The organism is Actinobacillus equuli (assembly GCF_900636745.1).
GTDB lineage: Bacteria > Pseudomonadota > Gammaproteobacteria > Enterobacterales > Pasteurellaceae > Actinobacillus > Actinobacillus equuli.
Map to the genome: position 1 here is coordinate 512,409 of NZ_LR134310.1, position 26,759 is coordinate 539,167.

General features: G+C 39.7%; 25 protein-coding genes, 1 tRNA gene and 1 riboswitch. Of the genes, 13 read left to right on the forward strand and 13 right to left on the reverse strand.

Annotated elements, in window-relative coordinates; genetic code table 11:
• Position 1 precedes the first annotated feature (1 nt).
• Both tsaD and EL121_RS02305 read right to left on the reverse strand, forming a co-directional pair.
• Entirely contained in the window at positions 2–1,033 is a 1,032-nt protein-coding gene (gene tsaD, locus EL121_RS02300) for a tRNA (adenosine(37)-N6)-threonylcarbamoyltransferase complex transferase subunit TsaD (RefSeq protein WP_039197390.1), read from the reverse strand.
• Positions 1,034–1,124: 91 nt separating this feature from the next.
• Complete coding sequence (locus tag EL121_RS02305; RefSeq protein WP_039197392.1) at positions 1,125–1,907, reverse strand: outer membrane protein assembly factor BamD; 783 nt, start codon at positions 1,905–1,907, stop codon at positions 1,125–1,127.
• A gap of 153 nt (positions 1,908–2,060) precedes the next feature.
• On the opposite strand from EL121_RS02305, the gene rluD reads away from it, so the two are divergent.
• Positions 2,061–3,038, forward strand: a complete 978-nt coding sequence (gene rluD / locus EL121_RS02310) for a 23S rRNA pseudouridine(1911/1915/1917) synthase RluD (RefSeq protein WP_018652666.1) — start codon at positions 2,061–2,063, stop codon at positions 3,036–3,038.
• A gap of 38 nt (positions 3,039–3,076) precedes the next feature.
• Here the strand turns inward: rluD and EL121_RS02315 are convergent, their stop codons facing one another.
• The 7 genes from EL121_RS02315 to EL121_RS02345 form a co-directional block, all read right to left on the reverse strand.
• Positions 3,077–3,787, reverse strand: coding sequence for a YwiC-like family protein (locus tag EL121_RS02315; protein ID WP_039197394.1), 711 nt, complete (start codon positions 3,785–3,787; stop codon positions 3,077–3,079).
• Positions 3,788–3,850: 63 nt separating this feature from the next.
• Positions 3,851–4,825, reverse strand: a complete 975-nt coding sequence (gene pfkA, locus EL121_RS02320) for a 6-phosphofructokinase (protein WP_039197396.1) — start codon at positions 4,823–4,825, stop codon at positions 3,851–3,853.
• Between the two features lie 109 nt (positions 4,826–4,934).
• Complete coding sequence (locus tag EL121_RS02325; protein WP_039197397.1) at positions 4,935–6,137, reverse strand: aminotransferase class V-fold PLP-dependent enzyme; 1,203 nt, start codon at positions 6,135–6,137, stop codon at positions 4,935–4,937.
• Complete coding sequence (locus EL121_RS02330; protein ID WP_039197400.1) at positions 6,137–6,835, reverse strand: thermonuclease family protein; 699 nt, start codon at positions 6,833–6,835, stop codon at positions 6,137–6,139. Before EL121_RS02330 ends, EL121_RS02325 begins: the two co-directional genes overlap by 1 nt.
• A 65-nt stretch (positions 6,836–6,900) precedes the next feature.
• Positions 6,901–8,268, reverse strand: a complete 1,368-nt coding sequence (locus EL121_RS02335; RefSeq protein WP_039197402.1) for an alanine/glycine:cation symporter family protein — start codon at positions 8,266–8,268, stop codon at positions 6,901–6,903.
• A 111-nt stretch (positions 8,269–8,379) separates the two neighbouring features.
• Positions 8,380–8,483: riboswitch (glycine riboswitch) on the reverse strand.
• Between the two features lie 319 nt (positions 8,484–8,802).
• Positions 8,803–9,852: an AI-2E family transporter gene (locus EL121_RS02340; protein WP_039197404.1), complete on the reverse strand. Its 1,050-nt coding sequence runs from the start codon at positions 9,850–9,852 to the stop codon at positions 8,803–8,805.
• 85 nt (positions 9,853–9,937) lie between these two features.
• Positions 9,938–10,312 carry a cytochrome b562 gene (locus EL121_RS02345; protein ID WP_039197406.1) on the reverse strand — a complete coding sequence of 125 codons (375 nt, stop codon included), beginning with the start codon at positions 10,310–10,312 and terminating at the stop codon, positions 9,938–9,940.
• Positions 10,313–10,466: 154 nt separating this feature from the next.
• On the opposite strand from EL121_RS02345, the gene trhP reads away from it, so the two are divergent.
• From trhP to EL121_RS02385, 8 genes are all read left to right on the forward strand, one after another.
• Positions 10,467–11,864, forward strand: a complete 1,398-nt coding sequence (trhP, locus tag EL121_RS02350; RefSeq protein WP_039197408.1) for a prephenate-dependent tRNA uridine(34) hydroxylase TrhP — start codon at positions 10,467–10,469, stop codon at positions 11,862–11,864.
• A 247-nt stretch (positions 11,865–12,111) separates the two neighbouring features.
• Positions 12,112–13,359, forward strand: coding sequence for an O-antigen ligase family protein (locus EL121_RS02355; RefSeq protein WP_039197410.1), 1,248 nt, complete (start codon positions 12,112–12,114; stop codon positions 13,357–13,359).
• A complete protein-coding gene (waaA, locus tag EL121_RS02360; RefSeq protein WP_039197412.1) occupies positions 13,359–14,639 on the forward strand; it encodes a lipid IV(A) 3-deoxy-D-manno-octulosonic acid transferase in 1,281 nt (426 codons plus the stop codon). The genes EL121_RS02355 and waaA overlap by 1 nt, the downstream gene beginning before the upstream one ends.
• A 1-nt stretch (position 14,640) precedes the next feature.
• Positions 14,641–15,117, forward strand: a complete 477-nt coding sequence (gene coaD / locus EL121_RS02365) for a pantetheine-phosphate adenylyltransferase (RefSeq protein WP_039197414.1) — start codon at positions 14,641–14,643, stop codon at positions 15,115–15,117.
• A gap of 2 nt (positions 15,118–15,119) precedes the next feature.
• Positions 15,120–15,671, forward strand: a complete 552-nt coding sequence (gene orn, locus EL121_RS02370) for an oligoribonuclease (RefSeq protein ID WP_039197417.1) — start codon at positions 15,120–15,122, stop codon at positions 15,669–15,671.
• A 130-nt stretch (positions 15,672–15,801) separates the two neighbouring features.
• Positions 15,802–15,877: transfer RNA gene (locus EL121_RS02375), tRNA-Gly, on the forward strand.
• A gap of 81 nt (positions 15,878–15,958) precedes the next feature.
• Positions 15,959–16,450, forward strand: coding sequence for a tRNA (adenosine(37)-N6)-threonylcarbamoyltransferase complex ATPase subunit type 1 TsaE (gene tsaE / locus EL121_RS02380; protein WP_039199030.1), 492 nt, complete (start codon positions 15,959–15,961; stop codon positions 16,448–16,450).
• 23 nt (positions 16,451–16,473) lie between these two features.
• Entirely contained in the window at positions 16,474–17,628 is a 1,155-nt protein-coding gene (locus EL121_RS02385; RefSeq protein ID WP_039197419.1) for an N-acetylmuramoyl-L-alanine amidase, read from the forward strand.
• Positions 17,629–17,771: 143 nt separating this feature from the next.
• On the opposite strand, the gene fis is transcribed toward EL121_RS02385, so the two are convergent.
• From fis to sixA, 3 genes are all read right to left on the reverse strand, one after another.
• The gene (gene fis / locus EL121_RS02390; RefSeq protein ID WP_005623949.1) at positions 17,772–18,068 is read right to left on the reverse strand and encodes a DNA-binding transcriptional regulator Fis; all 297 of its coding nucleotides are present in this window, start codon (positions 18,066–18,068) and stop codon (positions 17,772–17,774) included.
• A 27-nt stretch (positions 18,069–18,095) separates the two neighbouring features.
• Positions 18,096–19,058 carry a tRNA dihydrouridine synthase DusB gene (gene dusB, locus EL121_RS02395; protein ID WP_039199032.1) on the reverse strand — a complete coding sequence of 321 codons (963 nt, stop codon included), beginning with the start codon at positions 19,056–19,058 and terminating at the stop codon, positions 18,096–18,098.
• A 225-nt stretch (positions 19,059–19,283) separates the two neighbouring features.
• Positions 19,284–19,778, reverse strand: a complete 495-nt coding sequence (gene sixA / locus EL121_RS02400) for a phosphohistidine phosphatase SixA (RefSeq protein WP_039197421.1) — start codon at positions 19,776–19,778, stop codon at positions 19,284–19,286.
• 131 nt (positions 19,779–19,909) lie between these two features.
• On the opposite strand from sixA, the gene pyk reads away from it, so the two are divergent.
• The 4 genes from pyk to tyrA all read left to right on the forward strand — a co-directional run bounded on the left by pyk (position 19,910) and on the right by tyrA (position 24,824).
• Complete coding sequence (gene pyk / locus EL121_RS02405; RefSeq protein ID WP_026313285.1) at positions 19,910–21,349, forward strand: pyruvate kinase; 1,440 nt, start codon at positions 19,910–19,912, stop codon at positions 21,347–21,349.
• A gap of 81 nt (positions 21,350–21,430) precedes the next feature.
• Positions 21,431–22,477, forward strand: coding sequence for a glycosyltransferase family 9 protein (locus tag EL121_RS02410; RefSeq protein WP_039197424.1), 1,047 nt, complete (start codon positions 21,431–21,433; stop codon positions 22,475–22,477).
• A gap of 42 nt (positions 22,478–22,519) precedes the next feature.
• Positions 22,520–23,584, forward strand: a complete 1,065-nt coding sequence (locus EL121_RS02415; protein WP_039197425.1) for a 3-deoxy-7-phosphoheptulonate synthase — start codon at positions 22,520–22,522, stop codon at positions 23,582–23,584.
• A 118-nt stretch (positions 23,585–23,702) separates the two neighbouring features.
• Complete coding sequence (tyrA, locus tag EL121_RS02420; protein ID WP_039197427.1) at positions 23,703–24,824, forward strand: bifunctional chorismate mutase/prephenate dehydrogenase; 1,122 nt, start codon at positions 23,703–23,705, stop codon at positions 24,822–24,824.
• A 35-nt stretch (positions 24,825–24,859) separates the two neighbouring features.
• Here the strand turns inward: tyrA and dxs are convergent, their stop codons facing one another.
• On the reverse strand, positions 24,860–26,713 hold the full coding sequence (gene dxs, locus EL121_RS02425) for a 1-deoxy-D-xylulose-5-phosphate synthase (RefSeq protein WP_039197430.1): 1,854 nt from the start codon (positions 26,711–26,713) through the stop codon (positions 24,860–24,862).
• Between the last annotated feature and the right edge of the window lie 46 nt (positions 26,714–26,759).

Genomic DNA, 26,759 nt, shown 5'->3' on the forward strand with positions numbered 1-26,759 from the left:
CTTACCCGATTTTTGGTAATTCCGTCATTGGCCAGCGAGGTTTAACGCTAACACTTAAATCGGTAGTTTCACCATTTTTTAAGCGTAAAAAGCCGGTATAAGCAATCATTGCGCCATTATCGGTACAGAATTGCGGGCGAGGATAATACACTTCGCCTTTTAAGTTTTTCATCATTTCGGCTAAATCGGTACGTAATTGTTTATTAGCGCTCACACCGCCAGCCATCACAAGACGTTTATAACCGGTTTGCTGTAAAGCTCGTTTACATTTGATGATAATCGTATCCACCACTGCTTGTTGGAAAGCGTGGGCGATATCGCAACGAGTTTGTTCATCCAACTGACCATTCTCATTTAAATGGGCATTAATCGTATTCGCTGCAAAGGTTTTTAGGCCAGAAAAGCTGAAATCAAGCCCTGGTCTGTCCGTCATTGGACGAGGGAAAACAAAACGATTCGGTATACCTTTTTCAGCTAATTGTGATACCGCCACACCGGCCGGATAATCTAATCCAAGTAATTTACCGGTTTTATCAAAGGCTTCACCTGCCGCATCATCAATCGACTCGCCGAGAATTTCATACTGTCCTACGCCATCTACTTTGACCAGCTGAGTATGTCCGCCTGAAATCAGTAACGCCACAAATGGGAATTCCGGCGGATTATCTTCCAACATCGGCGCCATTAAATGCCCTTCCATATGGTGAACTCCAAGCGCCGGCACGTTCCATGCATAAGCAAGCGAACGGGCAATCGTAGAGCCAACTAGCAATGCACCGACTAACCCCGGACCTGCCGTATAGGCAACACCGTCAATATCATCTGCGGTTAAATTCGCTTCTTTCAATGCTTCTTGGATGAGCGGTAACGTTTTACGGATATGATCTCGAGAGGCCAGTTCCGGCACAACACCACCGTAATCTGCGTGCATTTCAATTTGGCTATAAAGTTGGTTGGCAACCAAACCTTTATGTTCATCATAAATTGCCACTCCTGTTTCGTCACAGGAAGTTTCAATACCTAAAATTCGCATATTTTCTTCTTATTTATGAAATGGGAAAGGGGCATTATTCAAAAATAACGCCCCTAGAATTGCAAAACTTTTATAAAAATCAACCGCTTAATTAGAACTGTTCGCTATATTCAGGCTTAATGATTTCCGGGAAGCTTTTATCTTTATTCGCTTCAATTAATGCGGCAACTTTCTCTGCCGAATCTTTGATTCCGATTTGCTCATAAGCCTTTTGCATATAAGCTAAAGCTTCGTATGTTGGTTTACTTTCCGGATAGAAACGCATCATTTCTTCTACACGATTTACCACCGCAACATAAGCTTCACGATCATCATAGAATTTAACAATCGCTAACTCGTGTTCTGCCATACGGTTGATTAAATAGCCCATCCAGTTTTTTGCATCTTGCGCATATTTGCTTTGTGGATAGTGCTGTACAATCGTCTGGAAGCTACCATACGCATTACGTACGCTATCTAATGCACGAGACGCACGATTTACGCCAAAGAAATCTTGAATAAAGTTATCACCTAAACGTGCATTACTTAAACCGGCTAAATAGTAAACATAATCCATGCTCGCACTATTTGGATAAGCTCGCACAAAACGTTCCGCCGCATCTAATGCTTTATAATACTCACCGACTTTATAATTTGCATAAATTAAACTTAATTGAGTTTGCTCACCAAACGCACTTTGTTGGCCACCTTTGGTACCAACCGCATCTAAATAGCGAATTGCTGAGTTATAATCGCCATCTTGTAAATAGGTTTGCCCTTTAGTGTAGAGATCTTGTGCGGATGATTCTTCTAATTCTTTATTCGCACTATTAGAACAACCTACTACTAACAGCCCCGCTAACACCAGCGAAGCAAGAGATGTGAATTTATGCATAATGATTTTACCTATAAAAAAGTGTCTATGACCAAAAGTTAATGTACAATGGTCAAGTTTGACCAATGGCACTTTGCTAAGTTCATACCAATTTCCCTATTTTATATAACCTATTCAAATAAGCAACAGACAAATTTTGGAATTTATCTTTAAATGACTCAACAAATGACATTAACTGCCGAGGTTTCGGCGGATTTACTCGGCGCTCGTTTAGACCAAGCGCTGGCGCAACTTTTCCCTGATTATTCTCGTTCACGTTTAAAGGTGTGGATTGAAAGTGATTTAGTGAAAGTAAACGGCAATATTGTAAACAAAGCGCGCGAAAAAGTATTCGGTGGCGAGCTTATCGAAGTTCAAGCGGAAATCGAAGAAGAAGTACGATTCGAGCCACAAGATATTCCGTTAAATATCGTGTATGAAGATGATGACATTCTAGTTATCAATAAACCGAAAGACTTAGTTGTCCACCCGGGTGCCGGTAATCCGGACGGTACAGTGTTGAATGCCTTATTGCATTACTATCCACCGATTGCAGAAGTGCCTCGTGCCGGTATTGTGCATCGTTTAGATAAAGACACAACCGGTTTAATGGTGGTAGCAAAAAATATTCCGGCACAAACTCATTTAGTAACCGCATTACAAAAACGCCGTATTACACGTGAATATGAAGCGGTAGCAAGCGGTGTAATGACACAAGGCGGTAAAGTGGATGAGCCAATGGCTCGCCATCCAACCAAACGTACCGCAATGGCAGTACACCCTATGGGTAAACCGGCGGTAACTCATTATCGTATTATGGAGCGTTTCCGTAACTATACTCGCCTGCGTTTACGTTTAGAAACCGGTCGTACTCACCAAATCCGTGTACATATGGCACATATTGCGCATCCGTTATTAGGCGATCAGCTCTATGGTGGTCGCCCTCGTCCGCCAAAAGGAGCAAGCGAAGCGTTTTTAGCGGTATTACGTGGCTTCCAACGCCAAGCATTACACGCAACTATGTTACGTTTAGAACACCCGATTACCGGCGAACTGATGGAATGGCACGCACCGCTACCGGATGATTTCGTTGAATTAATTGAGGCTTTAAAAGCGGATTATCAATTATATAAAGATGATTTAGATTACTAATTAAAAAAGGCGCTCTTACATTGTATAAGCGCCTTTTCTTATCCAAAAATTAAGCTAATCATAAAAATGAAAATAACAGGGAACTCAAACATCCCGACTTGCTTCACATTCCAACCGAAACTCGGCACGACAATTGCACGCGCTAGTCCGATCAAATACACTACAAACAACCATTGGTTTCCGAACATTAAATAAATAATCGCAAACAGTAGATGAAAGCCGATACTCAGTTCCATATACAGCGGATTTTTACGCTCTCGCACCATACTTTTTACATATAAGGTTGCCCCGATAAAAAATAGTGTTGGGTGAATTAAAATGTCCCAATTAACCTGTTCTGTAGTGAGATAGAAACTCGCCATACCGATCACACCAAAAGTTAAATAACCGGCAATATCATTAAGCAAATTACGTTCATCTCGTTGTTTTGCATAATAAATTTGAATCGCAGCAAGCGGTAAAATTAACGCTAAAAATTGCAAAATCTGGGGAGTAGTTAATAAAATCGGTATTGCACAGAATAAGCTTATCAACGCATAAATGAACGCCCACTTTTTGTTACGATCGGTTGGCTTTTTGCTAAATAATGAAAGAAAAGGGTAAGAAAATAAATAAAGAAACAACCATGCTAAACCTAAAAAGAGGTGATTTAGCGTTGGAGTCGAAGCAAACATTCCGTATAAAAAAGGAATAAATGCCATGGCTAATGCGCCGTGCTGATTTGAAATAACCGGCTTATCATTAAACATAAATTTTCCTTGTACAAATAAAAAAGGCGGCTTACTTAAGCCGCCTCTCAATTTTAAGAAAAATTAGAATAATTTTCTAGCTGCATCGAACAATTCTTCTTTGAACGGACGACGCATATTGTTAATTGCATCAATGATATCGTGGTGTACTAATCTTTCGTTTTGAATACCGACACAACGACCGCCATGACCTTGTAACAATAAATCTACCGCATATACACCCATACGTGATGCTAAAATACGGTCAAACGGACAAGGCGCACCACCACGTTGAATGTGACCTAATACTGTTGCACGCGTTTCGTGACCAAAACGAGCTTCAATTTCTTTTGCTAACTGATGCACATCCGTCATTAACTCGGTAATCGCAATAATTGCATGACGCTTACCTTTTTTGAAGCCCTCATCAATATTACGCATTAATGATTCTTTATCTAAACCTTTTTCCGGCACAACAATATATTCACAACCACTTGCAAGCGCTGCACTAATGGTTAAATCACCACAGTGGCGTCCCATGATTTCTACGATTGAAATACGTTGGTGCGAAGTAGAAGTATCACGTAAACGGTCAATAGCTTCCACAGCCGTTTCTAATGCCGTTTGGTAACCGATTGTATAGTCTGTACCTACGATATCGTTATCGATCGTGCCCGGTAAACCGATGCAAGGATAGCCGAATTCTTCCGTTAATAGTTTCGCGCCCATGTAAGATCCGTCACCACCGATAACCACTAATGCATCAATTTCATATTTTTTCAGCGTTTCTACCGCTTGCTTACGCACTTCCGGATCCTTAAATTGCGGGAAACGCGCAGAACCTAAGAATGTACCGCCACGGTTAATTGTTTCTGATACCGAACGGCGATTAAGTTGGATAACTTTGTCATTATATAAACCATAATAACCGTCTTGGATACCGTATACCTCTAAACCCTCATTGAGTGCTGCACGAACGACACCACGAATCGCAGCATTCATACCCGGCGCATCACCACCACTCGTTAACACAGCAATTTTTTTGATTTGTTTAGCCATTTTAGACACCTTTTGCTATAAATTTAAAATTTTAAAATAAATCGGAAATTGGCGTGAAGATTACCTTATTTAGGGTATTCATTCTAGCAAATTTTCATATTTTTTTGATCTAATCAGCCAAAATCTCAAGTGCTAAATCCAATGCTTCTAAAAAGCACTCCAAATCTTCTATTTGGTTATAATGTGCAATCGATAATCGTAAAGTTCCGGTTTGATCTAAATAGCGCAAATACGGTTTTGCACAGTGTTCTCCACTACGTAAAGCGATCTTACGTTCCGTCATAATTGCAGCAATATCGGCATGATGAATCCCTTGAAATGTAAAGCTGATAGTAGAACAGCCCGGCTGAGAAAAAATTTGGATATTTTTATAATTTTTTAACCGCTTGTAGGCCTCTTCCGCTAAGCTTTCAACCGCTTGATTCAACGCCTCAAAGTCCCATTGTTCCAACCACTCCAAAATTGTACCAAAACCAATAATACCGGCGATATTCGGCGTACCGGCTTCTAAACGATAAGGCAAATCAGCAACAGAAAGAGTTGATTCGGATACATCATTCAGCATTTTACCACCGAAAAATAATGGTCGAATTTGCTCTAAACTTTGCAATTTTCCGGTTAACACACCCACACCGGTCGGCCCATACATTTTATGTGCGGAAAAAGCATAAAAATCCGCACCCAGTTTTTGCACATCGACCTTTTCACAACATACCGCTTGGGCACAATCCAATAAAATTTTTGCATTCGAATGTTGGCGAATGATTGGGATTAGCTGCTCAACCGGCTGACGTATACCAGTGACATTTGAAACTAAATTCAAGGCAACGATTTTAGTTCTTGTAGAAATAGTCTGCTGTAAAGCGGTAGGATTTAGCTGAAAATTTGCATCTAACGGTAACACGACCAATTTTGCTTGCTTACGCTGCGCTAACTGTTGCCACGGAATAAAATTCGCATGATGTTCGGCTACGGAAATAATGATTTCATCTCCGGCCTCCAGTAAATATTCCAAGCCGTACGCCACTAAATTAATTGCATGGGTTGTACCGCTCGTCCAAATTACCGCATTGCGAGACTCGACATTAAAACGAGAGACAATGAGATCTCTCGCCCGTTCATAGGCTTGGCTCTGTGCAAGATCGTACTGACTACGATGTACCGAACCAGCCGAGGCATAAAATTCAGTAGTGCTATCAATTAATATTTGGGGTTTTAAGGTTGTTGCCGCCGAATCCAGATAGGTCCATTCGGCTTGCTGCTTAAAAAAAGGAAACTGAGATCTAAATGCTGTTATTTGTTGGATATCCATTAATGCAATGCCTCTCGATACAATTTATTACAAGGAATACCGTCATTATTTCCATCCATGGTTTTGGAACCACATTGGTCGAAATAACGTTTCGCACTTTGGTAGTCACTAAAATCACTACAACGTAACATTCTCTCACAATCTAGCGTTTTATCTTTTACAAGCGGTCGTTTTTTCCAAATATTTTGCCAATTCCAGCCGGAATCCGATCGCTTATCCGCACTATGCGTTTTACGCCACTCCGCCGGATTGATTGGCGATTTATCTTGCCATAATCCTTTCTGCGCTTGTTTTGCTTTTAGCATTGCCTGCTCATAAATCGGCAGTGTTTCACGATACGCCCATGCCATACCTTTTTGTACTAACAATAAATTGATATTGCGTTCTTGCTCATCATAAACCACCGCTAATAAGCGTTGGTAACGATCATAACTGCTACTATGCAATATCACTTGTTTTTTAAATACCAAATTTGCTAGCGCCTGTTTGGCTTTATTGCCATATGGCTGGGCGGACTCCGGCGCATCAATATATAACAAGCGCACTTTAAGCGGCTTACGTTTGTATAAGCAGGTCAGCGTATCACCGTCACTAATCCCTACGACTTTACAGCTGATTGAACTGTCGGAAGCCGCATAAATAGAGGGCGCAATTAAACTCAAAAATAGGAATAAAACTAAAGAATAAAGAACTTTCATACAAAATAAAAAAGTGTAGGTATTACCCTACACTTTAACAGATTTTCAATCACTCGGCGTAAATCTTATTTTAGTTCGCCGTTTTTCAAGCGGAAGAAATAATTTTTGGTTTCTTCAATAATCACTTTGCGTAATGCAATTAAAGCAATCAGATTCGGGAATGCCATTAAACCGTTTACAATATCTGCAATCGTCCAAATCGTTTTTAATTGTAAGAACGGTGCAGAAGCAATTAATAAGATAAATAGTAAACGATAGAATTTAATTCCTTTGGTTTTACCGTTAGTCAGATAAACAAAACAACGCTCACCATAATAACACCAACCTAAAATCGTAGTAAATGCAAAGAAAATTAAACCAATCGTAACAACCACCGCACCGAATGAACTCTCTAAACCTTGGTTAAACGCAAGGTTGGTTAATTCCGCTCCTTCGGCTTCGCCCGTCCAAGCGCCAGTTAACACGATCACCAGACCGGTCATGGTACACACAATAATGGTATCTAAAAAAGTACCGGTCATTGAAATTAGGCCTTGGCGCACCGGCTCTTTAGTTTGTGCCGCTGCAGCTGCAATCGGTGCCGAACCTAAACCTGATTCATTCGAGAAAATACCACGTGCAACCCCTAATTGAATCGCTTGCATTACAGTGAAACCGAATGCACCGCCTAATGCGGCTTCCGGATTAAAGGCCGCATGTACGATTAATATGATTGCATCCGGTACTTTTTCCGCGTTCATAATTAATACGCTAACCGAAGCAATCACATAAGCTACCGCCATAAATGGCACCACAATCGATGCGATTTTAGAAATGCGTTTCACCCCACCTAATATGATAGAAGTCACCACTAAAGTTAAGATAATTGAGCTAAATACGACCGGCACATCAAAGGTTGATTCTAACGAATGGGTAATACCGTTTACTTGTGGGAAAGTACCAATCCCTAGTAAAGCAACTAATACCCCAAAAAATGCGAATGCTTTTGCCAGCCATTTCCAGTTTTTGCCCATTCCCATTTCGATATAATACATTGGGCCACCGGCAATAAAACCGTCTTTATCACGACCACGGAATTTAATCGCTAATAAGCCTTCCGCATATTTGGTCGCCATACCGAATAACGCAATCAGCCACATCCAAAATAATGCACCCGGCCCGCCTGAGTGAATAGCGGTTGCCACACCGACAATATTACCGGTACCGATTGTTGCAGCGAGTGCAGTAGAAAGTGCGGCAAACGCAGAAATATCACCTGCTTGTCCTTCGCCTTTTTCAGGTTTGAACATATAAATGAAAGCACGACCTAGCTGGCAAAATTGAATGCCTTTTAATGCAAAAGTTAAATATAGACCGACACCGGAAAGTAGGATTAAAAGCGGGGCGCCCCAAATAAGGCTGTTAATAGTGTTAAGAATATCGTCAAATGACATGTGTTTAATTCCTCGTAATTGTATGTTACAAGGAAAGAAAAGTAACAATAAAGATAAGCGGTAAAATCGATAAAATTTGACTAAAAATGACCGCTAGTTAGGTAGGTATCACTTTTCTCCCCTGTCCTTTTGCCTGAGCGTTTCATGCATTCGCACTTGCGCCTTCGGCGTCCATTTTCCATTTACATGGATTGGATCTCTCCAAGGGTTCGTCCAGTAACTGTCCTCGCTATCGCTAGCACCTGAAAGATTTTACCTCGTCGGTAGAGTTTTCACTCTTCTCCAGCTACCTTCATCCGAACAATTCTTCGTTAAAAAGAATGGGCAGATTTTAACGATTCTTTAAAAATCGTCAAGTAAAACCCTACAATTTTAACGCAAACGTTTGCTTTTTGATGATAGATTAAACAATATAAGAAAAAGCAGCCCTATACATAATAAACAAGCGGTCAAATTTCCCTAAAACTTTGCAAATTGCAAAAAATTTAAGAAATTTGACCGCTTGTTATTTTGCCAAACAGCTTAATAAAAATATTAACGTTTAATTTCATCTACGTCGCCAAGTAATATCGCATATCGGCGAGAACTTGGATTCGATTCTAAAGCGATTTTTAACGCCATCGTGAGCGGAACGGAAAGCAACATCCCAACTGTTCCCAATAGCCATCCCCAGAAAAGCAAGGAAAGAAAAACCACCAATGTTGAAAGCCCTAACCGTTTCCCCATCATTTTCGGTTCCAAGACGTTACCAAATAACATATTGATACCGACTATACCGGCTAATACGGCTAAGCCAACAGAAAAACCATTTAATAGCAACGCTTGTAAGACAATCGGAATGCCGGCTAAAAAAGAACCGATATTCGGAATATAATTTAATAAGAAAGCCAATACGCCCCACAATACGGCATATTGCACATTTAAGATCATTAATAAAATCCAAACAGATAAGCCGGTTAAAGCACTTACAACCGTTTTAATGCCTAAATAACCAATTACGCCTTTTAAAACTTGATCAATATAATATTTCTCATTAGAAAGGTCATTATCCGGACTCAACGCCAGCGCTAATTTATATTTCGCCATAGGTGATTCTAACAACATGAAAATCACTACTAAAAATAAAACAAAAATATTAGATAACACGCCTGAAAAACCTAATAACAAACGGCTAACTAAATTCATAACGGCACTAGGGTCAAATTTACTGAGTATATCTTCCTGACTAATATTAATTGGTAATTGATACTCTTTAACTAAAGCGAATATCGTTTGCAAACGAGCAGTAAGCAATAATTTATATTGTGGGATAGAAGCGGTAAATTCCTGAATAGCATTGTTTACCATACCGGTCAAAAATAAAAAAACTAAGACAATCAATCCTAATAACAGGCTGATTGCAATGCCTAAAGGAATACGACGTGTCGTCATAAATTTGATGATAGGCGAACAAATAATTGCAATAAATAGTGACAATAAAAACGGCACGACAATTTCTGCCGCTGCTTTAATCCCCGCTAAAATAATGATAATTGCGGCTGTGGCAACTAACGCTTTGGTCAGAGAGACTTGAGACTGTTCCATAATTCTCCAATACATAAAAAACAAGCGGTCAAATTTTAACATTTTTTTACTATGAACGCTAAAATTCAACCGCTTACTATTTCTGTTACTTATACTCTGAGTGATATTTTTTCTTCATATCATCAAGTGCTTCCAGAGTTTGTTTTGCTTGATCTAAATTTCCTGCTTGAGCTTGTTGCTCCGCTTGCTTCGCAACATCAATCACTTGTTGCATTGCCGCTTGATAACCGACAAAACGTTCTTGATCACCGTCCAGACTTGCCGGCATCGTCTCTTTTGCTTTTTCAGCTTGCAGTAAAAATGCCGCTACAGAAGTTTGGAATTGTTCCGTTGTTTCCGCATCTTGCAATACATTTAACTGTTTTTTCATTTGGAACATTTCCATCATAACTCCCTTTGAAAAAGCCATACTCGAAAATGCCAAAACTGTCGCTACAACTAGCCATTTAAATTTTTTCATAATTTTCCTACATTTCAACGAAATGAATTAAGCACAAAAAGTCGCATTCTAATCTATCTATTGCTTGCTAGAAAGCGATATTTCTTGGAAAATAGACACTTTTACGCCTTCCCTCGCGGGAGGTACTGACTTGTTATCAGAAGAGAATAAACCTATGTCCGAATTAAAATACCCTAAACCTGAATTACTTTCGCCTGCCGGCACTTTAAAAAATATGCGTTACGCTTTTGCTTATGGCGCAGATGCCGTTTATGCAGGCCAACCGCGTTATAGCTTACGCGTACGTAACAATGAATTTAACCACGCTAACTTACAAATCGCGATTGATGAAGCTCATAGCTTAGGTAAAAAATTCTATGTGGTGGTGAATATTGCGCCACACAACTCAAAACTTAAAACATTTATCAAAGATCTGAAAGTCGTCGTGGATATGAAACCGGATGCATTGATCATGTCCGATCCCGGTTTAATTATGTTAGTGCGTGAAAACTTCCCGGAAATCGATATTCATCTTTCGGTACAAGCGAATGCGGTAAACTGGGCGACGGTAAAATTCTGGAAACAGATGGGACTTACTCGTGTCATTCTTTCACGTGAATTATCATTGGAAGAAATCGAAGAAATCCGCCAGCAAGTGCCGGATATCGAGCTTGAAATCTTCGTACACGGTGCACTTTGTATGGCATATTCAGGTCGTTGCCTATTGTCCGGTTATATCAATAAACGTGATCCGAACCAAGGTACTTGTACCAACGCTTGCCGTTGGGAATACAAAATGGAAGAAGGCACAACCGATGAAGTCGGTAATATCGTGCCGCAATCTGCCGTTCAACGTTATGAGCCGGAAATTGAAGTGAAAAATGTTGCGCCGACATTAGGCGAAGGTTCACATACGGATAAAGTATTCTTATATACTGAGCCAAACCGTCCGGACGAGCAAATGACTGCGTTTGAAGATGAACACGGTACTTACTTTATGAACTCCAAAGACTTACGTGCAGTACAACACGTAGAAAGATTAACCCAAATGGGCGTTCATTCACTTAAAATTGAAGGACGTACTAAGTCGTTCTACTACTGTGCACGTACCGCTCAAGTTTACCGTAAAGCAATTGACGATGCAGCGGCAGGTAAACCGTTTGATGAATCACTAATGGATACCTTAGAATCACTCGCACACCGTGGTTACACCGAAGGTTTCTTACGTCGTCATACCCACGATGAATATCAAAACTACGAATACGGCTACTCAATTTCAGAACGCCAACAATTTGTGGGTGAATTCACCGGTAAACGTAATGCGGAAGGTATGGCGGAAGTGGCGGTTAAAAATAAATTCCTCGTGGGCGATTCGGTAGAAATGATGACACCAAAAGGTAATATCGTGTTCAAAATCGAACGTATGCTGAACCGGAAAAATGAACAAGTAGAAGCTGGGCTTGGTGACGGGCATTTCGTATTTTTAGACGTACCGGCGGATATTGATCTAGACTATGCACTTCTTATGCGTAATCTTATAGATTCTAATACAAGAAACCCGCACAAAATGTGATCAATCTCACAAATTCAACAATATATTGTAAAGATTGAAAATTTATTATTGCAGTTATGAATTAAATTCATATAATTAAGATTCAATACTCATAGAAGTATGACTCCATAATAAGTTTTACCCCTCTGGAATGAGGGGTTTTTTTATACCTACGAAAAATTTTCACAACAAAATCATCTTTCTTTTCCTTTCTCACTTGATTTTTAAGTATAATATTCTCTTTCTCGATTTTTGAGGTGGGATCCCTATGCTAACGCAAATTAAATATAATAAAAGCCAAATCTATTCAGGGCTAATCGCTCTGTTTTTTATTTTAATGCTTCAATTTAAACTTAGTTACAGTCTTATTCCGATCTTATTGGCGCTAGCCGGTCTAGCGTTGCTCATCCCACATATAAAAAATAAATCCTATCATTTAACCAAATCGGATAAATGGTTAATTACGACATTTATCTGTTACTTTTTACTCTTTGTAGTATCTCTTATTGTACATAAAGGAAAAGGTAGTGACTTAGACCTCGCTAATCGGGCTTTATTAGCATTACCCATTTTAGCGATATTTTATAAAAATCAGCTAAAGCACTTATGGATTGCCTATGCGATCTTAATTGCAGGTATCGGTGCAGGTATTACCAGTATGGTTCAAGTGTTCGGTTTAGGCTTTGATAAGCCATTTCCTAAAATTATGCATATCCAAGCTGGTGATATCGCCATGTCATTAGCGATGTTCTCATTTTGCACGTTATTTTATTTTTATACGCAAAAACATCGTATTGCGATGTATTTAAGCCTAATTGCCGCTTTATTTGCACTTATTGCCAGCTTTCTCACTACCGCTCGAGGGGCATGGGTTGGTGTACCGTTCGTACTATTCGTTATTTTTTGGCTTAACCGTAAATCACTATCAAAATGGCTTATCTCAGGCGTATTATTAATTACGCTTACCGGCGGCATTTTTACTAGTGAGACAATTCACAAACGTTACCTTGATGCACAAAATGACATTATCGTTTATGTTAACGGTTCAAATAAAAGTACTTCTGTAGGCGCCCGTTTTGATATGTGGAAAAGCGCTGTGCTTGGCATTCAAGAGAAACCAATCTTCGGTTGGGGAATCCAAGGCGTGAAAGAAATGCGACAACAACATTTTTCTGAAGGGAAAATCTCTAAATTTGCAGCAAGTTTTGGTCATGCACACAACCAATACTTACACGATGCTTCAACCCGAGGCATTTTAGGGCTTATCGCATTACTCGCAACTTTATTCGTACCACTGGCTTTATTCTGGAAAAGATTAAAACAGGCGGAACAGAACTCTCTTGCTTATTTATGGGGCGTATTAGGTATTACGCATATTTTATTGATGATGAGCTATTTTTTAACCCAGGCCTTTTTGTCGCATAATTCCGGTGCCATGTTTTATTTCATTACAACGGTAATTTTCTTAGGCTTACAAAAAAATGCTCTAAATAGACCGCTTACGGAGACAAAATAGTGCTACGTTTTTTCTATACGATTTTAAGTTACATCATTCAACCATTAATTTTATTAATGATGTGGAATCGTGGACGTAAGCAACCGGCATATCGCCGCCGTTTATGGGAACGTTACGGTTACTATAATAACGATAAACAACCAAATGAAAACGGCATCATTGTACATGCCGCATCTGTTGGAGAAGTGATCGCCGCAACACCACTAATTAAGGCAATCCAAGCGAAATATCCAACGCTACCGATCACTGTTACCACTGTAACGCCTACCGGTTCAGCACGTGTACGAGCTGCATTTGGTAGCAGTGTGTCACACTTTTATTTGCCTTATGACCTGCCTGATGCGGTGACTCGCTTTTTGGATTTTATCAAGCCCAAACTGATTATTGTGATTGAAACGGAATTATGGCCAAATTTAATTTATCTAGCGCATAAAAAAAATATTTCATTTGTGATTGCCAATGCGCGCCTTTCTCCTCGCTCAGCGGAAAGATACGGTTGGATTAAGTCCGGTTTAACAAATATGTTGAACGATATTGATCTGATTATGGCTCAAGATGCTGTAAGTGCAGAGCGTTATCTGAATCTAGGATTCCACAGCACAAATCTAGTGAATACCGGAAACCTGAAGTTTGATTTAGAAATTACCAATGAATTGCGTAATAAAGTCGAGCTTACTAAGCAAGAACTCGAGCTAAACCAACGTCTTGTTTGGATTGCCGGCAGCACTCACGAAGGCGAAGAAAAAATGTTACTTGATGCTCACAAGCAACTATTAGCTCGTTGGCCTGACTTAGTATTAATTTTAGTTCCCCGTCATCCGGAACGTTTTGACAGTGTTGAAGATTTATTAATCAAATCGGATTTGAATTACTCTAAACGAACCGATAAATTACCTTTGAAGCCCAATACTCAAGTGTTATTAGGCGATACCATGGGAGAAATGATGACACTTTACGGTTTAGCTAAAATCGCGTTTGTCGGAGGTAGTTTAGTCAAACACGGCGGACATAATCCATTAGAACCAATAGCATTTGAACTTCCCGTTATATCAGGTGTACATACATTTAACTTCCCTGAAGTTTTTGCAAAATTACGCTATGTAAAAGGTGTTGTCGAAGTAAAAAGTAATGAGCAAGATCTAGCACAAGCGGTCAATTTTTTACTTGAACATCCAAATGCTCGCCAAGCGATTAGCCAAGCGGGTTTTAGTGTGTTACAAGAAAATCAGGGGGCTTTAAAACGTCATATGCAACTACTTGCGCATTATTTAGAGAAATAATATGAGTTATACCGTTATCTACGCCGGCACTTTTGATCCTATAACCAATGGACATTTGGATATTATCGAACGTGCGGCGAAATTATTTGGCAAGGTGATTGTGGCTGTAGCAAGAAACCCGAGTAAACAACCGCTTTTTTCATTAGAAGAACGAACTTCATTAGTTCAACAAAGTTGTGCTCATCTCAGTAACGTACAAGCGGTCGGATTTAGCGGATTACTTGCAGATTTTGCCGTACAACATCAGGCAAAAGCGTTAATTCGGGGTATACGAGGAAATGATGATATTGAATATGAAATTCAACTAGCACAACTTAATGAAAAATTGGAAGAAGGTTTAGAAACAATTTTTCTTCCGCCGGCCGTACAATGGCGTTATCTCTCATCAACAATGGTACGAGAAATTTATCGTCACCAAGGTGATGTCGCACAATTTGTACCGCCATTCGTGCTAAATGCATTAAAAGAGAAGGAATAAATATGAGTAAACTAGACAGTCAAAATCTGATTTGGATTGACTTGGAAATGACCGGCTTAGATCCGGAAAAAGAACGTATTATTGAAATTGCAACGATTGTAACGGATAAAGATTTAAATATTTTAGCAGAAGGCCCTGTCTTAACCGTACATCAATCGGATGAATTACTGAATAAAATGAGCGATTGGTGTATTAAAACCCATACGGAAAACGGCTTAATCGAACGAGTTAAACAGAGTAAGTTAACCGAACGAGCGGTTGAATTACAAACACTCGACTTCTTGAAACAGTGGGTACCGAAAGGTGCTTCACCGATTTGTGGCAACAGTGTTGCGCAAGATAAGCGATTCTTATACAAATATATGCCGGATCTTGCTGATTACTTCCACTATCGCCACTTAGACGTCAGCACCCTAAAAGAGCTTGCTCGCCGTTGGAAACCGGAAATGCTTAACCAATTTACTAAGAAAAATACCCATTTAGCTTTAGACGATATTCGAGAGTCTATTGAAGAGCTAAAATTTTATCGTACACACTTTATCAAATTAGATTAAAATACGTTCTTTTTTCAGCAAAATTGAAAAATTGGCTTGCAAGTTTACATTTTTTAAACGATATAAACTTGTGTTCTCAAGAGAAATTCGTATAATTTCGGGCGTTTCGTTATTCAATGAAACGTCTCATGCGGGAATAGCTCAGTTGGTAGAGCACGACCTTGCCAAGGTCGGGGTCGCGAGTTCGAGCCTCGTTTCCCGCTCCATTTTCTCTCCGAATTATCTTCCAAATTTTTAATTTTTATTTCTTAATTAGTATTATTAGCCTTGTAAAGCTTATTACGGAAATGTCAGATTCAATCACTTTTTATTTTCCAACAGAGCAACAAATGTTGCAATTTGGTCAAATATTGGCGAAGCATATGCAAGCCTATTTAAACCGTTCGCCTCAGCATGCATTAGTCATTTATTTAAACGGTGAACTCGGTGCGGGGAAAACAACATTAACACGCAGTATCGTACGTGAATTCGGCCATACTGGAAATGTCAAAAGTCCGACTTACACTTTAGTGGAAGAATATCAACTTGCACCTTATGCAATTTATCATTTTGATCTCTATCGTTTAAGTGATCCCGAAGAGCTCGAATTTATGGGCATTCGTGATTATTTCCGCCCACAAACGGTTTGTTTATTAGAATGGGCTAGCCGTGGTAAAGGAATGATTCCTGAAGCAGATATCATTATCCAAATTGATTATGCCGAGGAAGGACGCAACATTACATTGCTACCGCAAACTGCAGTGGGTACACAACTTTTAGTAAATTTTAATCTAAATTAAACCGCTTAATTGAAAGGAATAAGATGAACAAGTTAGTAAATTATATTGCTGTTAGTTTATTTGGCTTATTTTTTAGTCTTAGCAGTTATGCTAAAACCGTGGTTGTGGTTGATGCCGGTCACGGCGGGAAAGACCCGGGCGCTATCGGTGCAACTCTCGGCATAAAAGAAAAAAATGTGACCTTAGCGATTTCAAAAGAATTAAAAGCGTTACTGGATTCAAACCCGAAATTTAAAGCGGTAATGACTCGCAAAAGCGACTATTTTATTCAGCTTCCGGAGCGTACTGAAATTGCGCGTAAAAATAAAGCAAACTTACTCGTCTCAATTCACGCCGATTCATCGCCTAAATCGAATAGTTTAAAGGGAGCTTCTGTTTGGGTGCTTTCAAACCGCCGTGCTAGCGATGAAATGGGTAAATGGCTCGAAGATCATGAAAAACAATCGGAATTACTCGGTGGTGCTGGCTCTGTTTTGTCGAATACCAATGAAAAATATTTAAACCAAACGGTATTAGATCTGCAATTTTCACACTCTCAACGTTCCGGTTATGAATTAGGCAAAACCGTATTATCACGTCTGGGAAATGTCACTTCTCTTGCCAAAAGTGCGCCGCAGCATGCGAGTTTAAGTGTATTACGTTCTCCGGATATTACCTCTATTTTGGTAGAAACCGGCTTTTTATCAAATCCGGTAGAAGAGCAAAAACTTGCAACACCAGCTTACCGCCGAAAAATAGCCCAAGCGATTTATAACGGCTTAGTGGCTTACGTTTCACGTCATTCCGGTAACACAAAAGCGATATACAAAGAAGTAAAAGAAACTTCGGCAGATACCGATAAGAAAGAGACAAAAGAGAAAAAAGCTGATCGTCTTTCGGAGAAATCATCTAAAAAAGATAATTTGAACAACGCGTTAAAAGCGAACAAAAACGATAACTCGAAAACGAAAGTGGAAGAAAAATCGGCTAAAGACAACAAGAAAAATAGTAAAGATAAAGAGTCAAATTCAACAAAACGAGAGCCTCAAAAATCTAGCAACGGCTATCATATTGTGCAACAAGATGAAACACTCTATTCAATTGCCCGCATCTATAATACGACGCCAGAAAAATTGAGTAAGTTAAATAACATCAAAAATAATAAGATTACCGTAGGTAAAAAGCTCAAAGTACAATAAATAAAAAGTACAATACTAGAAATCAAGCGGTTAAATTTGTAAAAAAATTTGCAAATTTGACCGCTTATTTTTTATCTTGAGAAAAACAAAACCCTCACTTTTTCAGTGAGGGTTTTGCTAGATTACTCGAATATCAGTAAGGATTAACCCATACCGTATTTTTTTAATTTTTTACGTAATGTACCACGGTTAATGCCTAACATTGTTGCCGCACGAGTTTGGTTACCGCGTGTATATTGCATTACCATATCTAACATTGGGTGTTCGATTTCAGATAATACTAATTCGTATAATTCTGTTGGATCTTCACCGTTTAATTGAGATAAGTAATTTTTTAATGCTGCTTTCACGTTGTCACGAAGTGGTTTATTCACTTGTTGAGCTTGAGCATTTAACATTGATACAGTTAATGGGTTTTGTGTAGGTTGTTGTTCTAACATTGTCCTCTATCCAACTAAATAAGGATTCTAACGAATCGATTTCACAAAATCTTCCAATGCCAAAAGCTGTTCTTTTGTCGATTCTAAGGCATTGAAAGTACGTTTAAAATTCGAGCCTGGCGCAAGTTGTTCTACATACCAACCGACATGTTTACGTGCAATTCGATAACCTTTCTCCTCACCATAAAACAGGTGAAGGTCTTCAATATGCTTCAACATTAGTTCGCATTTTTCATCAAGTGATGAGTTTGAAGAACGTCCATTCTCTAAAAAATCTTTAACTTCCTTAAATAACCAAGGGCGACCAAAACTGCCTCTACCGATCATAACCGCATCTGCTTTGGTGTAATCTAGAACATATTTTGCCTTCTCTGCGGAAGTTACATCACCATTAGCAATAATCGGAATAGAAACTGCTTGTTTAACGGCTTTAATACTTTCATATTCAGCTTCGCCATTGAATAAACAATCACGAGTACGACCATGAATCGTTAAAGCGGAGATACCTGCTTTCTCGGCAATTTTCGCAATCTCCAAACAATTTCTATTTTCTTGATCCCAACCTGTTCTAATTTTTAATGTTACAGGCACATCAACAGCATTTACAACCGCATCTAAAATTTGAGCGACGAGTTCCGGTTCACGTAAAAGCGCAGAGCCTGCCATCTTTTTGTTTACCTTCTTCGCAGGGCACCCCATATTGATATCAATAATCTCCGCCCCATACTCCACATTTACTTTTGCAGCTGCCGCCATCTCTAGTGGATCAGCCCCGGCGATTTGCACGGCATTCACACCAATCTCTTCATGATGCGCAAGCCTCAAACGAGATTTTTCGGTATGCCATACATCGGGGTTGGTGGACATCATCTCTGAAAATGTTAAACCAGCTCCAAGTTGACTACATAAACGGCGAAACGGTTGGTCAGTAATACCAGCCATCGGCGCAAGGAAAATACGGTTTTTAAATTCATACTGTCCTATTTGCATCTTACCTTCACCGTAAATGATTAAAATTAAAGCGATTTTAACGAGAGAAACATCCAAATAAAAAGTACGGCTAAAAAACCGTACTTTCTTATTTAAACCTTTCAGGCTAACCTGATTTTCGAGGTGCGTATAATACGCACTTTTTTCCTATTTTGGAAGTCTATTTATTCGACAATTTTTAAAAATATTTAAAAAATTTGCATTATTCCTAAAAATACTGCGAATTTAAGGCTTTTCAATCGCTGTTATTTTCCCAAAATCACTTTTCCAATCAATCTCAGCCATTACCGCCGGATAAAAATGCACCGCTTCTTGATTTGCTGTAAGTGCTAATACTAAATCATAAACCAGTGGTAAATGAGAAATAATTAATACGTTCTTTGCCCCTTCTTCTCGTAAAAAAGCTAAATAACCACAAACATTATCAGAATCACCCAATGGCGTAATGCCATCCCAAACTTCAACCAAACTTTCATTTGCAAAATTTTTATCAGAATCGACCGCTTGCATCCCCTGAAATAAACATTCAAGGGTTTGTTGTGTACGACGATAGGGACTGACTAAAATTTTATCTAGCTCAATTTGCTTTTCAATCAAACGGTTAACTAGCCATTCTCCTTGTTTTTTGACGGCAGCTTCACCTTGAGAGGTAAGAGTTCGTTCACTATCGCTGCTCGCATTAAAACCGGCTTCGCCATGGCGCATAATCCAAATATTCATCGGAAAACCTCATTACTGTATTTAAACCTAAAAGATTTAGGCGTATAATGTGCCACGTTTGAGACAGAATCAAGTCCTGTCATAAAAAGAATTTTTAATATCGACAAATCAATACATTACGGAGTCTATCAATGTCTAGAAAACTCAGAAGAACCAAAATTGTTTGTACAATGGGTCCAGCTACAGACCGTGGCAATAACTTAGAAAAAATTATTGCTGCCGGTGCAAATATGGTTCGTATGAACTTCTCACACGGTGTACCGGAAGATCACATTGAACGTGCAAATAAAGTACGTGAAATTGCAGCAAAATTAGGTAAAACAGTTGCAATCTTAGGTGACTTACAAGGTCCTAAAATCCGTGTATCAACTTTCAAAGATGGTAAAATTTTCTTAAACATCGGTGACAAATTCACATTAGATGCAGACTTACCACGTGGTGAAGGTCACCAAGATGCGGTTGGTTTAGACTACAAAAACTTACCAAACGATGTAGTACCGGGCGATATTCTTTTATTAGACGATGGTAACGTTCAATTAAAAGTACTTTCTGTTGAAGGCGTAAAAGTTCATACAGAAGTCACTGTTGGCGGACCTTTATCAAACAATAAAGGTATCAACAAATTAGGCGGTGGTTTATCTGCACCTGCATTAACAGACAAAGATAAAGAAGATATCAAATTAGCAGCGAAAATCGGTGTTGACTATCTTGCGGTATCATTCCCGCAATCAAGTGCAGATTTACACTACGCTCGCCAATTAGCACAAGAAGCAGGTTTAAATGCGAAAATCGTTGCAAAAGTTGAGCGTGCTGAAACCGTAGCAACCGAAGAAGCAATGGATGACATCATCTTAGGCTCAGACGTTGTGATGGTTGCACGTGGTGACTTAGGTGTTGAAATCGGTGATGCTGCATTAGTTGGCGTACAAAAACGTTTAATTCGTCGTGCACGTAAATTAAACCGCGTAGTGATTACTGCAACGCAAATGATGGAATCAATGATCAAAAAACCTATGCCGACACGTGCAGAGGTTATGGACGTTGCAAACGCAGTATTAGACGGTACGGATGCGGTAATGCTTTCCGGGGAAACTGCAAATGGTGATTATCCGGTAGAAACCGTTAAATCAATGGCTGAAGTATGTTTAGGTGCTGAAACAATGCCTAGCATCAATATTTCTCGCCACCGTATGGAAGGTACATTTGCAACTATCGATGAAGCGGTTGCAATGTCAGCAATGTACACTGCAAACCACTTAGAAGGCGTTTCTGCAATCATCGCATTAACTCATTCAGGTGAAACAGCTAAATTAATGAGCCGTATCAGCTCAGGTTTACCGATTTATGCATTATCTCGTAACCAAAAAGCATTAAATCTTTCTGCGCTTTACCGTGGTGTTACACCGGTATTCTACGATGAAGAAAGCCGTACAATTGATGGTGCGAAAAAAGCAATCGCATTATTAAAAGAGAAAGGTTACTTAATGTCTGGTGACTTAGTGTTATTAACACATGGTGACGAATTAAAAGAAGGCGGTACAAATACTTGCCGTATCTTAAAAGTTGAATAATCACTAAATTCAATCTAAAAAGCCCACGCTAATGCGTGGGTTTTTGTTATATTCTCCAATAACTCTAATTCGTAAATTTTAATGAAAAAACAACCGCTTAATATCTGTATCTTACGCCTCTCCGCCATTGGTGACGTATGTCATACACTGGCTGTCGTTCAGGCGATTCAGCGCCAATACCCCGATGCAAAAATCAGTTGGATAATCGGCAAAACCGAAGCAATGCTGATGCAAGGCTTGGAAAACGTCGAACTAATTCCCTATGATAAAAAAAACGGCTGGAAAGGAATATTTACACTTTGGAAGACGCTGGCTAACAAGCGGTTCGATTTCCTGTTAAATATGCAAACCGCTTTTCGAGCCTCAATGATTTCATTAGGCATTAAAGCGACTAAAAAAATTGGTTTTAATCGAGATCGTGCACGTGAAATGCAATGGCTTTTTACTAATGAAAAAGTGGAAATGACATCTTCTCCACATGTATTGGATGGGCAAATGATGTTTGCTAAAGCAATAGGCGTAACGGATTTAACGCCTCGTTGGTCGCTGCCTTTAAGCCAATCCGATCTTGATTACAGTGCTGCTTTTATTGATAAAACCAAGAAAAATGTCTTAATTTCACCTTGTTCCAGTAAAAAAGAAAAAGATTGGGGTGCAGAACGTAATGCAGAAATCGCTCAATGGCTTACCGCTCAAAATATCAATGTGATTATTGCCGGCTCTCCTTCTGCTTACGAAATGGAAACAGCAAACAAAATTCAACAACTTGCGCCTAAATGCATCAATATCACAGGAAAAACCAGCCTAAAACAACTTGCAGCATTAATCAATCAAGTTGATTTGGTTATCTCTCCCGATACGGGAGCAGCACATATCGCAACTACACAATCGACACCAGTTATCGGCTTATATGCAATTCATAATCCTCGTCGTACAGCGCCCTATAATGATCAACACAATGTTGTTTCTGCTTATGATCAATCCGTACTAGATTATTATGGAAAACCGTGGAATAAGTTACCTTGGGCCACCAAAGCCAAAAGTAAATCAGGCGAAAAATTAATGGAACGAATCAGTGTGGACGATGTGAAGAAAAAAATAGTTGAAACTCTAGCTGTAAAATTGTAAAGTAACACTGTATTATTTTTTTTACACATACAGGAAACAAAAATGAACACCGTAGTTAATCAAGATAGCTTGCATAATGTAAATATTGCTGACGAAAAAGTATTACTCACACCGGCTGAACTTAAAGCAGAATTTCCATTACCGGAACATTTACGTAAACAAATTGAAACATCACGTCGTGAGATCTCAGATATTATTCATAAACGTGATCCACGTAAACTGATTGTAATTGGCCCATGTTCTATTCATGATCCGGTTGCGGCTATCGAATACGGAAAAAAATTAAAAGCATTAGCCGACACCGTTTCAGATAAGCTTTATATCGTAATGCGCGTTTACTTTGAAAAACCGCGTACAACCGTAGGTTGGAAAGGTTTAATCAACGATCCGAAAATTGACGGTACTTTTGATGTTGAAACCGGTTTACGTGTCGGACGTAAACTATGCTTAGAACTCGCAGAATTAGGTTTACCGCTTGCAACGGAAGCGCTAGATCCAATGACACCACAATATTTAGCGGATCTGTTTAGTTGGTCTGCGATCGGTGCACGTACAACCGAATCACAAACACACCGTGAACTAGCTTCCGGCTTATCTATGGCAGTCGGCTTTAAAAACGGTACGGACGGTGGCTTAGCTGTGGCAATCAACGCAATGCAATCCGCGGCGCAAAGTCATAGCTTTATCGGTATCAACCAAAAAGGTCAAGTAAACTTATTACACACCAAAGGTAATCCGGACGGTCATGTGATTTTACGAGGTGGTAAAACGCCAAACTTTGAACAACAATATGTAGAAGAATGCGAATTAGCGTTACGTAAAGCAGGCTTACCAGAAGCAATTATGATTGACTGCAGCCACGGTAACTCAAATAAAGATTATCGCCGTCAACCACTGGTAGCGGAAAATGCCCTAGAGCAATTATTAAACGGTAACACCTCAATTATCGGTTTAATGATCGAAAGTCACTTAAATGCCGGCAATCAATCATCGGAGCAGCCATTCAGTGAAATGAAATACGGCGTATCGATTACCGATGCTTGTATCGACTGGCAAACAACAGAAGAAGTATTAACTAACTTTGCCGAAAAATTAAGACAGAAATAACGACCGTAAATAATTTGGTAAGATTCACATAAATTAAATAAGCGGTCAATTTTGCAAAATTTTATGCAAATTTGACCGCTTGTTTAATGAGTCTTCCAACAGAATGAAGGAACAATCAATGAGCCCATTAAATCCTTTACGAGAAAAAATCGATCAAGTTGACCAGCAATTAATTCAGCTATTTGCCGAGCGCTTAAAATTAGTCGCCGAAGTGGGAAAAGTAAAATCGGAACACGGCATTCCGGTTTACGCACCGGAGCGAGAAACGGCGATGATTGCCGCCCGCCGAGAGGAAGCAGAAAAGCAAGGCGTGCCTGCTGATTTGATCGAAGACGTATTAAGGCGCGTCATGCGTGAATCTTATGCGAATGAAAACAAACACGGCTTTAAAACGACCAATCCGAATATCAATAAAATTGTGATTGTTGGCGGTAAAGGTAAATTAGGTGGGTTATTTGCTCGTTTTCTAGAGCTTTCCGGTTACCAAGTCGAAACACTAGGCAGCAAAGATTGGGACAATGCGCAACAAATCCTTAGTGGCAGTGATTTAGTGATTGTCTGCGTGCCGATTAACAAAACCTTAGACACGATTGAGCGTTTACAACCGTTCTTAACGGAAAATATGATTTTAGCGGATTTGACCTCGGTTAAAGCACAGCCGCTTGAGAAAATGTTGGAAATCCACAGCGGCCCGGTTGTCGGCTTACATCCAATGTTTGGGCCGGATATTGCTTCAATGGCAAAACAACTGGTTGCCTGCTGTCATGGACGTTTTTCCGAAAAATACGAATGGTTAATTGAACAGATAAAAATTTGGGGTGCAAAAATTGAAGTGATTGATGCTCACGAGCATGATCATGCCATGACTTATATTCAAGCCTTACGTCACTTCTCAACTTTTACTTTCGGTCTGCATCTATCTCGCCAGCCGGTAAAATTGTCACAGCTTTTAGCGCTCTCCTCACCAATTTACCGTTTGGAATTAGCGATGATCGGACGCTTATTCGCTCAAGACGGCGGCTTATATGCAGATATTATTTCGGATAAACCGGAAAATCTGGCGGTAATTGAATCACTAAAAGACACTTTTGCAACCAGCTTGGAGTTCTTTAAAAACAATGATAAAGCCGGTTTTATTCAAGCATTTGAAGAAGTTCATCATTGGTTTGGTGATTATTCGGAACAATTCTTAAAAGAAAGTAGAATGTTACTGCAACAGGCAAACGATAATCGTAAATAATAAAAAAGCTCATCTTTATAAGATGAGCCTTTTCTTTATTGATTTACTACCGCTTGAATTCTCTGCTCAATGCCTACCGCATCTAAGCCTAAATCTGCATAGCTTTCCGCTTGAGTCGCTTGTGGCACAAAGAAATCAGGAATACCAAGCATGACAAGCGGTCGAATTTTACCGATTTTTTGCAAATATTCATTCACAAAACTGCCTGCACCACCTTGAATCGCATTTTCTTCCAAGGTAACCAATAACTCATGCGAATCCGCTAATTCCGCTACTAATTGTTCATCAAGCGGTTTCACAAAACGCATATCTACCAGCGTGTAATTATGTTTTTCTGCAACGATACGTGCTTCATTTAGCAATGGACCAAAGTTTAGAATCGCCACTTTTTGCCCTTGCTGAATTAGCTTACCTTTACCAACTTCAAGCGCTTGCATCGGTTCTAACGCCACACCTTGCGCATTACCTCTCGGGTAACGTACCGCTGTTGGCGTATTCATACGATAAGCCGTATAAAGCATTTGGCGCATTTCATTCTCGTCTGACGGACACATAATCGTCATATTCGGGATACAGCGCATAAAACTCACATCAAATGCACCTTGGTGAGTTTGCCCGTCCGCACCGACAATCCCCGCTCGGTCAATCGCAAAGATCACCGGTAAATTTTGAATCGCCACATCGTGAATCAATTGGTCATAAGCACGTTGTAAGAAGCTTGAATAGATTGCCACCACCGGTTTATAACCGGCAATTGCCAAACCGGCACCGAAAGTCACCGCATGCTGCTCTGCAATCGCGACATCAAAGTATTGTTCAGGGAAACGTTTTGAAAACTCAACCATTCCCGAGCCTTCACGCATTGCCGGTGTAATACCGATTAACTTACTATCTTTTTCCGCCATTTCACATAGCCAATTACCGAAAATATCCGAATAAGTCGGAATCGTTTTTGATTTCGGCAATTGTCCACAAGTCGGGTCAAATTTAGGCACGCCGTGATAGCCAATCGGATCATTTTCTGCCGGCTCATAGCCTTTACCTTTTTTGGTACGAATATGTAAGAACTGCGGGCCTTTTAGCTCACGCATATTGCTAAGCGTTTTGACCAGCTCATCAATATTATGACCGTCAACCGGGCCGATATAGTTAAAACCAAGCTCTTCAAACAAGGTACTTTCCGGCGAGATCACCCCTTTCATATGCTCTTCACTTTTCTTCATGAAGTTTTTAATGGTCGGGACTTTATCCAATACTTTTTTACTGCCGTCACGCACGGTTGTATAGATTGACCCCGAGAAAATACGTGCTAAATGGTTGTTTAATGCGCCGACATTCTCGGAAATCGACATTTCATTGTCATTTAAAATGACTAGCATATCCGTATGCATCGCACCTGCATGGTTCATCGCTTCAAATGCCATACCGGCAGTAATTGCACCGTCGCCGATCACACATACGGTTTTACGTCCGGCATTTTCTTTTTCCGCCGCTACGGCAATACCGACACCGGCACTAATTGAAGTAGATGAATGACCGACACTTAACACATCATAGAGGCTTTCTTCACGCCAAGGGAAAGGATGAATACCGTTCTTTTGACGAATGGTATGCATTTGGTCACGACGACCGGTAAGAATTTTATGCGGATATGCCTGATGACCAACGTCCCAAATGAGTTGGTCAAAAGGTGTTTGATAAACATAATGCAAAGCTACCGTAAGCTCTACCACCCCTAAACCGGAGGCTAAATGACCACTTGTTTGGCTAACCGATTCCAGTAAATAAGCGCGAAGCTCATCTGCCACAGGCTGTAATTGCTCTTTTGCAAGCAAACGCAAATCTTCCGGAGAGTTGATTTGGCTTAACAGAGGATATTTGTTTTGCATAGTGTTTTCTTTTTTTAATTTAACCACGAGCCATACGAATTAACAC

Coding starts and splice junctions, on each gene's coding strand:
- pfkA (WP_039197396.1), bottom strand. CDS start 4,825: ATGGCTAAACAAATCAAAAAAATTGCTGTGTTAACGAGTGGTGGTGAT.
- EL121_RS02340 (WP_039197404.1), bottom strand. CDS start 9,852: ATGGAACAGTCTCAAGTCTCTCTGACCAAAGCGTTAGTTGCCACAGCC.
- EL121_RS02315 (WP_039197394.1), bottom strand. CDS start 3,787: ATGTTTAATGATAAGCCGGTTATTTCAAATCAGCACGGCGCATTAGCC.
- coaD (WP_039197414.1), top strand. CDS start 14,641: ATGAGTTATACCGTTATCTACGCCGGCACTTTTGATCCTATAACCAAT.
- tsaE (WP_039199030.1), top strand. CDS start 15,959: ATGTCAGATTCAATCACTTTTTATTTTCCAACAGAGCAACAAATGTTG.
- EL121_RS02335 (WP_039197402.1), bottom strand. CDS start 8,268: ATGTCATTTGACGATATTCTTAACACTATTAACAGCCTTATTTGGGGC.
- trhP (WP_039197408.1), top strand. CDS start 10,467: ATGTCCGAATTAAAATACCCTAAACCTGAATTACTTTCGCCTGCCGGC.
- tyrA (WP_039197427.1), top strand. CDS start 23,703: ATGAGCCCATTAAATCCTTTACGAGAAAAAATCGATCAAGTTGACCAG.
- dusB (WP_039199032.1), bottom strand. CDS start 19,058: ATGCAAATAGGACAGTATGAATTTAAAAACCGTATTTTCCTTGCGCCG.
- EL121_RS02415 (WP_039197425.1), top strand. CDS start 22,520: ATGAACACCGTAGTTAATCAAGATAGCTTGCATAATGTAAATATTGCT.
- EL121_RS02325 (WP_039197397.1), bottom strand. CDS start 6,137: ATGGATATCCAACAAATAACAGCATTTAGATCTCAGTTTCCTTTTTTT.
- orn (WP_039197417.1), top strand. CDS start 15,120: ATGAGTAAACTAGACAGTCAAAATCTGATTTGGATTGACTTGGAAATG.
- tsaD (WP_039197390.1), bottom strand. CDS start 1,033: ATGCGAATTTTAGGTATTGAAACTTCCTGTGACGAAACAGGAGTGGCA.
- sixA (WP_039197421.1), bottom strand. CDS start 19,778: ATGAATATTTGGATTATGCGCCATGGCGAAGCCGGTTTTAATGCGAGC.
- EL121_RS02330 (WP_039197400.1), bottom strand. CDS start 6,835: ATGAAAGTTCTTTATTCTTTAGTTTTATTCCTATTTTTGAGTTTAATT.
- EL121_RS02345 (WP_039197406.1), bottom strand. CDS start 10,312: ATGAAAAAATTTAAATGGCTAGTTGTAGCGACAGTTTTGGCATTTTCG.
- pyk (WP_026313285.1), top strand. CDS start 19,910: ATGTCTAGAAAACTCAGAAGAACCAAAATTGTTTGTACAATGGGTCCA.
- EL121_RS02305 (WP_039197392.1), bottom strand. CDS start 1,907: ATGCATAAATTCACATCTCTTGCTTCGCTGGTGTTAGCGGGGCTGTTA.
- EL121_RS02410 (WP_039197424.1), top strand. CDS start 21,431: ATGAAAAAACAACCGCTTAATATCTGTATCTTACGCCTCTCCGCCATT.
- rluD (WP_018652666.1), top strand. CDS start 2,061: ATGACTCAACAAATGACATTAACTGCCGAGGTTTCGGCGGATTTACTC.
- fis (WP_005623949.1), bottom strand. CDS start 18,068: ATGTTAGAACAACAACCTACACAAAACCCATTAACTGTATCAATGTTA.
- EL121_RS02355 (WP_039197410.1), top strand. CDS start 12,112: ATGCTAACGCAAATTAAATATAATAAAAGCCAAATCTATTCAGGGCTA.
- dxs (WP_039197430.1), bottom strand. CDS start 26,713: ATGCAAAACAAATATCCTCTGTTAAGCCAAATCAACTCTCCGGAAGAT.
- EL121_RS02385 (WP_039197419.1), top strand. CDS start 16,474: ATGAACAAGTTAGTAAATTATATTGCTGTTAGTTTATTTGGCTTATTT.